Below are 7,333 nucleotides of genomic sequence, written 5' to 3'. Positions count from 1 at the left end.
GTCAAGCAGGCCAATTCCGACCTGATCGCGACGATCCAGGAAAGCCTGCAGATCGCCGACGAGGGCAAGGCGCGCCGTGCCGCCGCCGAGGAGGAGCTCAAGAAGATGGAGCACGAATTGCGCGACACGCTGGCCTCGGCCAAGGCGCGCCGCGATGGGATCGGCGACAACGCGGGCACCTCTGTGCCGAAGGGCGCCTGACCGAATGCGTGCGGGCCTGCGCCGCATCGGCTTTGCCCTTGGAGTGCTCGCGGGCCTCGCGGCCTGCGAAACCTCGCAGCTTGCGCCCCGCGAGACCGGGGTACCGCCCCATGCCCGCCCCGACGGGCTAAAGCCCGTCCCCTCCGCAGAGGCCCCGCCGCGCCGCCGGTCCCTGGCAAGCAAGGATCTCGAGACCTACTATTCCCGCGTCCAGGCCGACCTCCTCACGCAGGGGCTGCTGCGCACAGATGGCGGCGGCCCCGACACGCCCTTCACCGACACCATGCTGGTGCGCAACTTCGAACGCATCGCGCTGGCCGAGGAATACGAGCGCGGCGCCGGCCTGCGCCCCTCGCGCGGCGAGCTCAGCAGGGTAAAGAAGTGGCTCCAGCCGGTGCGCGTGACGATCGAGTTCGGCGCGCTCGTGCCCGAGGACCAGCGCGTTCCCGACACCAACATGGTGACCCAGTACGTCAACCGCCTGTCGCGGATCACCGGGCATCCGATGTCGATGAATGCCGACAACGCGAATTTCCACGTGCTGTTCATGTCCGAGGACGACAAGGCCGAGATCGCCCCCCGCATCCGCCAGCTCGTGCCAAACGTCAGCCCTTCGGCGCTCGAGCTCTTCGACCGGCTGCCGCGCTCGATCCATTGCCTCGTGCTGGCCTTCTCCGAGGATCCCGGCGGCTATGCCTATGGCGAGGCGATCGCGGTGATCCGCTCCGAGCATCCCGACCTGCTGCGCCGCTCCTGTATCCACGAGGAGATGGCGCAGGGCATGGGGCTGGGCAACGACTCGCCCAGCGCCCGGCCGTCGATCTTCAACGACGACGACGAGTTCGCGCTGCTGACCACCCATGACGAGATGCTGCTGAAGATCCTCTACGACCCGCGCATCTCGCCCGGCATGGACGCCGACACCGTGCGCCCCGTCGTCACCCAGATCGCCGGAGCCCTGCTCGGGGGAGAGTCCTGAAGCCCTCCGCGGCTTAAGCGGATGTTCACCCGGAGCCTCTACTCCCGTCGCGACGGACGACGGGACGGGACGATGTTTGACGACCAGCTCAAGGATCAGGTTCTTTCAAGCGCCCTGCGGCTGCGCACCGCCAGCAGCGCGCTGACGCATGATTTCTACGAGCGGCTCTTCGCTGCCTCCCCCGGCATCCGCATCATGTTCCCCGAGGACATGGGGGTGCAGGCGGACAAGCTCTTCGACATGGTGCTGGTGCTGGTGCAGTCGCTCGACCACCTGCAGATGCTGGTGACCGAGATCGAGGCGCTCGGCGCGCGCCACGTGGACTACGGCGTGACCGACGACCAGTACCCGCTGGTCGCCGAGATCCTGCTCGCGACGCTGGCCGATCACATCGCCGACTGGTCCGAGGCCGATCACGACGCCTGGGCGCAGCTCATCGACTACGTGAGCGACCTGATGATCACCGGCGCCCGCGCCGCCACGCCCAAGGCGCCGCCCGCCGCGTGACTGGCGGCGCCTGTTTCGGGGTCGCCTGTTTCGGGGGCGACGGGAGTTGGGCGTCGCCGGTCAGAGGCATCGGCGGCACATGCGCCCGCTCTGAGGCGCTTCGAGGGCAGAACGTTGCGTGACATCTGGCTCGACGATGCAGGCGGTGGTACTCTGGTAAGGGTAGCGGCGCCCGTCACCTGATCAACGCAGGCACACGTCTCGCCGTCAGCGGCAACGCTGCGTGCCCACAGCCCCACCCCCAAAGAGCGCGGGCCGCCGCTGCCCACGCGACCCCACCGGCTGCCCGGACAGCATCGACTGCTGTCCTGATGGAACCGCCCCTGCTCAAACGGCGCCGACCACCACGCCCGGCGCCCCTGACACCGCAAACCCGGATCAGGCACGCCCCACCGCCCGGCCCGCATCCTCACGCCCCCCGCGCCCGGGCCCCTTCGGAACAAATGCCCCCTGCCCGCTTGTGTCGCGACCTTCCGGGGTTAAATTGCTCTCAGAAGCAGCAACGCGGGAGTAGCAGCCATGGGCATTCTGGATTTCCTCTCCGGCCAGTTCATCGACGTCATTCACTGGGTGGACAATACCCGCGACACCATGGTCTGGCGGTTCGAGCGCTACGGCCACGAGATCAAGTATGGCGCCAAGCTCACCGTGCGTGAGGGGCAGTCTGCGGTCTTCGTCCACGAGGGCCAGCTCGCCGACGTGTTCAGCCCCGGTCTCTACATGCTCGAGACCAACAACATGCCGATCATGACCTCGCTGCAGCACTGGGATCACGGCTTCCGCTCGCCCTTCAAGTCCGAGATCTACTTCGTCAACACGACGCGGTTCAACGGGCTCAAGTGGGGCACCAAGAACCCGATCATCTGCCGCGACCCAGAGTTCGGCCCGGTCCGCCTGCGCGCCTTCGGCACGTATTCCGTGCGGGTGAGCGACCCGGCGCGCTTCCTGACCGAGATCGTCGGCACCGACGGCGAGTTCACCTCGGACGAGATCAGCTTCCAGATCCGCAACATCATCGTGCAGGAGTTCTCGCGCCTGATCGCGGGCTCGGGGATCCCGGTGCTCGACATGGCGGCGAACACGCAGGAGCTGGGCAAGATGCTGGCGGACGGCATCTCCTCGACCATTGCCGAGTACGGGCTGTCCCTGCCCGAGCTCTACATCGAGAACATCTCGCTGCCGCCGGCGGTCGAGAAGGCGCTCGACAAGCGCACCTCGATGGGGGTGATCGGCAACCTCGACGCCTACACCAAGTTCCAGGCAGCCGAGGCGCTGGGACAGGAGGGCTCAGCCGCCGGGCAGGCCATGGGCACGGGCTTCGGCGCCGGGCTCGGCATGTCGATGGGCGCGCAGATGAGCGGCGCACAGGGTGGCGGCCAGGCCGGCCCGTGGGGCGCCCGCCCCGCCGCCTCGGCCCCGCCGCCCCCGCCTCCGCCGCCGGTCGAGCATGTCTGGCACCTCGCCGAGAACGGCGCCACCAGTGGCCCCTTCTCGAAGGCGCGGCTCGGGCGGATGGTCACCGAGGGAGGCCTGACCCGCGACACCTTTGTCTGGACGCAGGGTCAGGACGGCTGGAAGCGGGCCGAGGACGTGGCAGAGCTTGCGCAGCTCTTCACCGTGATGCCCCCGCCCCCGCCGGGCGCCTGAGCGGGGCTCAGGCCACGAATTCGATCTCGACGAAGCTCATCGGCGTATCGCCACCGTTGATGACGTTGTGCTCGGTGCCCGCGTCGCGGCGATAGGCCTGTCCTGCGGGCGTGGTCACGTCGCGCACCTCGCCGCCGGGAAGCTGCAGCCGCATGGTGAGATCGGTCAGCGCCACGATCACGTAGTCGTATTCGTGCACGTGCCAGCCGGTCTCGGCGCCGGGGGCGAAGTCGAACCGCGTCACGCGGGTCTTGTCGTCCGAGATGAGGGTCGTGGCGGCGGCTTCATTGCAGGTGTCTTTGCACACGGGGGTCGTCCTTTGCGTTCAAGTTCCAGCCTGCCTGCCCGGACAACCCGCTCATCAGCATCGGCCCCATGCAGGCATCGGCGGGAAAAGTCATGGCATCGTCCCGCGTCACTGGGAAGCTCCTATCGGGCGCCACCTGCGAAAGCACCACCAGCCGGCCGTCGATGCACAGATCCTGCGCCGCGTTTCCGATGTTGAACCCGAAACCGCCCTCGCCGCAGTCGGTGCCGAAGCCGTCCATGTTCCACGCCTGCGGCATCGGCTGGTCGGGGCCCCAGACCGCGAAGGCCTGCTCCTGCGGCCGGAAGGTGAGAACCCAGCTGGTCTCTTCGTCGAGCATCGACAGCGCCCAGCGCCCCACCGGCGCGCCGTCGCGGCGGCCCTCGATGAAGAAGCAGCTGAGATCCTGCGCGCCGACCTCGCTGCGCCCGAGAAAGCCCGCGTCGAAGGACATGCCGCCGCGCATGGAATAGCCGCCCGCGCCCTGCCATTCGAACCGGTAGCTGACGTTCTCCGCCGTCGCCGCGCTGCCTGCCAGCGTCAGCCCGAAGGCCGCAACCCCTGCCCGCACCACGTTTTTCATGCGTCTCGCTCTCATTCGCACGACCTCGTGTCCCCCGCATTCGCCGACACCCTAACGGCTTTCGCCGGGACCCTGAATCGCTTTTCCGCGACCGCGCCCGCGGCATCCCACGGGGCTGGGCAAAACCGGGTTCCATCCCGCCCGCAACCGACCTAGGGTCGCGCTGCCGGAACCAAGGGGGCCCCGATGACCGAGGAACACCGCTTTCCCTGCGAACAGTGCGGTGCGGATTACCGCTACGATCCTGCCAGGGCCGAGCTCGTCTGCGATCACTGCGGCGACGTCCGGGCGATCACCGATCCCGGGCCATGGAAGGCGGGCATCCGCGAGCTGGATTACCGCGCCGCCGTCGACAACCTCCTGCCGCTGCAGGAGATGGAAGAGCTGCAGGTCAGCAAGTGCCCCAACTGCGGCGCCGAGGTCGAGTTCGAGCCCGACACCCATGCCACCGAATGCCCGTTCTGCGCCACCCCGGTGGTCACCGGCACCGGCGCGCACCGGCAGATCAAGCCGCGCGGGCTGCTGCCCTTCGCCCTCGACGAGAAGGCCGCCCACGACGCCATGAACGGCTGGCTCGGGCGGCTCTGGTTCGCGCCGAACGGGCTGAAGGAATATGCCCGCAAGGGCCGCAAGATGCAGGGCATCTACGTGCCCTACTGGACCTTCGACGCCCGCACCCGCTCGGAGTACAGCGGCGAGCGCGGCACGGTCTACTACGAGACGCGACAGGTGATGCGCGACGGCAAGATGCAGACCGTGCGGGTCGCCAAGGTGCGCTGGCGGGGCGTCTCGGGCCGGGTGGCGCGGTTCTTCGACGACGTGCTGGTGCTGGCCTCGCGCTCTCTGCCGAAGCGCTTCACCGACGCGCTCGAGCCCTGGGACCTGTCGCGGCTCGAGCCCTACCAGCCCGAGTTCCTCGCAGGGTTCCGGGCCGAGGGCTACCAGGTCGATCTGGCCGACGGGTTCGTCGAGGCGCGCCAGCTCATGGACCGCCAGATCGAGCGCGACGTGAAGTTCGACATCGGCGGCGACCGGCAGCGCATCCACCGGGTCGATACGCAGGTCTCGGAGGTCACCTTCAAGCACATCCTGCTGCCGGTGTGGCTCGCTGCTTACAAGTACCGGGGCGAGACCTACCGGTTCGTGGTCTACGGCACCACCGGCCGTGGGCAGGGCGAGCGGCCGTGGTCTACGTGGAAGATCGCGCTGGCGGTGATTGTCGGGCTGATCGTGGCCGGTGCCATAGGCTACGTCATGGCACAGAGCCAGTAACAGCCGCGCGGCGGTATGAGTAATGGGGGCAGGCATCGCTGCCCACCCCCGTCACGGACGACAGGAACCAGACTCGGGGAGGACGGGACGGGGATCACCGTCCAGAATTGCCTGGCCCCTGCCGACCGCGATCCTCTGGCCGCGCAGGGCGTATTCGGCCCGTCGCGACGTGGTCCAAAGAACGCCGTCCTTCATTCGGGCGCTTGCCGACGTGGCATCGGTGACGGGCGGCAACCGGGATAACCCGCGGAATGCGCCGTCGTGCGTATCACTGGCGAGCCAAGTCTCACCCTGCGCCTTGCGGCACGTCTTGTCGCGGGTGGGCATGGTGACGCTCTCGGGCACACTGTGCGAGATCACCTCTTCCGACATGCCCGGCGTCACCACCGCGAATCGGCAGGTGCCGTTGTCCAAGGGGGCGTCCAATGCCGTCGCCAACCGCCCGGGCAGCGGGGGCCCGAGACCTCGGAGCGGGGCGCAGAGGGACGGTCAAGGCCCGGTCCGAGGCGCCTCGCCCATACGAACGACCTCCTTTCCTCTTGCCGGAAGTGTCGCATGAAACCGGATCCCGCGCCATGATCCTGAACAAATCCCGCCCTTGTGCCCCGCCGCGTCCCGGGGCAACTTGCGGCGCTAACAGATGGGAGGACCGACATGATCCTGTGCTGCGGCGAATCGCTGATCGACATGCTGCCGAGAACCGCCTCGACCGGCGAACCCGCCTTTGCGCCCGTCGCGGGCGGTGCGGTCTTCAACACCGCCATCGCCCTCGGGCGGCTCGGCGCCCCGGCCGGGTACTTCGGCGGGCTGTCCACCGATCTCTTCGGCGCGGTGCTCGAGACGGCGCTGACCGCCTCGCGGGTGGACTTCACGCTCTCGGTCCGGTCGCAGCGGCCCACGACACTGGCCTTCGTGACGCTCACCGACGGGCACGCCCAATACGCGTTCTACGACGAGAACACCGCCGGGCGCAGCCTGACCGAGGCCGACCTGCCGCACCTCGGCGACGAGACCGAGGCGCTGTTCTTCGGCGGCATCAGCCTCGTGTCGGAACCGGCGGCCGACACCTATGCCGCGCTCTGTGCGCAGGCGGGCGAGCGGCTGGTGATGATGGATCCCAACATCCGCCCGAGCTTCATCACCGACCCCGAGCGTTACCGCGCCCGGCTGGCGCAGATGCTGGCGCGGGCCGATGTGGTCAAGATCTCGGACGAGGACATGGCCTGGCTCGGCACCACCCCCGCCGAGCTGATCGCCGGCGGCGCGGCACTGGTGCTCGAGACCCGCGGCGCCGCGGGCGTGCTCGCCGTGGGCGCCGGCGACACCTTCAACGCGGGCTTCCTTGCCGGGCTCTGGCGCGACGGGCTGCTGTCGCGCGCCTCGCTGCGTGCCGCTCCGCTCGAGGCGCTGCAACCGGCGATCGCGCTCGGGGCCAAGGCCGCCGCCGTCACCGTCAGCCGTGCCGGGGCCAACCCGCCGTGGGACACCGAGCTTGCCGAGGACGGCCAGTGAGGGCGCTGATCCAGCGCGTCACGGAGGCGCGGGTGTCGGTCGGCGGCGCGGTCCTGGGAGAGGTCGGGCCCGGGCTTCTGGTGCTGGTCTGCGCCATGCAGGGCGATGGCGACGCGCAGGCCGGGAAGCTGGCCGCCAAGGTCGCGAAGCTGCGCATCTTCAAGGACGACGAGGGCCGCATGAACCGCTCGGTGCGGGACGTGGACGGGGCCGCGCTGGTGGTGAGCCAGTTCACGCTGGCCGCCGAGAGCCGCGGCAACCGCCCCGGCTTTTCGACCGCCGCCGCCCCCGACGAGGGCCGGCGTCTCTACGAGCTCTTCGCGGC

General features: G+C 69.1%; 10 protein-coding genes. 7 read left to right on the top strand and 3 right to left on the bottom strand.

The genetic code is table 11. The annotated features are described in order from the left end of the window. From HC022_RS15390 to HC022_RS15375, 4 genes are all read left to right on the top strand, one after another. On the top strand, positions 1–201 hold a 201-nt coding region (locus tag HC022_RS15390; protein ID WP_175583594.1), incomplete at its 5' end, for a toxic anion resistance protein. Positions 202–205: 4 nt separating this feature from the next. Beyond that, on the top strand, positions 206–1,180 hold the full coding sequence (locus HC022_RS15385; protein WP_008883332.1) for a DUF2927 domain-containing protein: 975 nt from the start codon (positions 206–208) through the stop codon (positions 1,178–1,180). 72 nt (positions 1,181–1,252) lie between these two features. Next, the gene (locus HC022_RS15380) at positions 1,253–1,687 is read left to right on the top strand and encodes a globin domain-containing protein (protein WP_008883245.1); all 435 of its coding nucleotides are present in this window, start codon (positions 1,253–1,255) and stop codon (positions 1,685–1,687) included. Positions 1,688–2,206: 519 nt separating this feature from the next. Beyond that, complete coding sequence (locus HC022_RS15375; RefSeq protein ID WP_167453037.1) at positions 2,207–3,334, top strand: SPFH domain-containing protein; 1,128 nt, start codon at positions 2,207–2,209, stop codon at positions 3,332–3,334. 7 nt (positions 3,335–3,341) lie between these two features. Here the strand turns inward: HC022_RS15375 and HC022_RS15370 are convergent, their stop codons facing one another. Together HC022_RS15370 and HC022_RS15365 are read right to left on the bottom strand one after the other, a co-directional pair. Further along, positions 3,342–3,641 carry a cupin domain-containing protein gene (locus tag HC022_RS15370; protein WP_008883088.1) on the bottom strand — a complete coding sequence of 100 codons (300 nt, stop codon included), beginning with the start codon at positions 3,639–3,641 and terminating at the stop codon, positions 3,342–3,344. Then, positions 3,619–4,224: a hypothetical protein gene (locus HC022_RS15365; protein WP_008883176.1), complete on the bottom strand. Its 606-nt coding sequence runs from the start codon at positions 4,222–4,224 to the stop codon at positions 3,619–3,621. The genes HC022_RS15370 and HC022_RS15365 overlap by 23 nt, the downstream gene beginning before the upstream one ends. 186 nt (positions 4,225–4,410) lie before the next feature. Between HC022_RS15365 and HC022_RS15360 the strand changes: the two genes are divergently transcribed. Beyond that, positions 4,411–5,496 (top strand): primosomal protein N' (replication factor Y) - superfamily II helicase, encoded by a 1,086-nt coding sequence (locus HC022_RS15360; protein WP_167453036.1) that lies wholly within the window; start codon positions 4,411–4,413, stop codon positions 5,494–5,496. A 51-nt stretch (positions 5,497–5,547) separates the two neighbouring features. Here HC022_RS15360 and HC022_RS15355 read toward each other — a convergent pair whose 3' ends face one another. Then, positions 5,548–5,910, bottom strand: coding sequence for a hypothetical protein (locus HC022_RS15355; protein ID WP_167453035.1), 363 nt, complete (start codon positions 5,908–5,910; stop codon positions 5,548–5,550). A 240-nt stretch (positions 5,911–6,150) separates the two neighbouring features. Between HC022_RS15355 and HC022_RS15350 the strand changes: the two genes are divergently transcribed. Beyond that, on the top strand, positions 6,151–7,008 hold the full coding sequence (locus tag HC022_RS15350; RefSeq protein WP_167453034.1) for a carbohydrate kinase: 858 nt from the start codon (positions 6,151–6,153) through the stop codon (positions 7,006–7,008). After that, positions 7,005–7,333, top strand: a 329-nt coding sequence (dtd, locus tag HC022_RS15345) for a D-aminoacyl-tRNA deacylase (protein ID WP_167453033.1), incomplete at its 3' end; no start/stop codon positions are given. The genes HC022_RS15350 and dtd, both read left to right, overlap by 4 nt.

Source organism: Salipiger sp. HF18 (genome assembly GCF_011806505.1).
In the GTDB taxonomy this organism is placed as follows: domain Bacteria; phylum Pseudomonadota; class Alphaproteobacteria; order Rhodobacterales; family Rhodobacteraceae; genus Salipiger; species Salipiger thiooxidans.
This window is presented reverse-complemented; position numbering and strand designations above follow the sequence as displayed.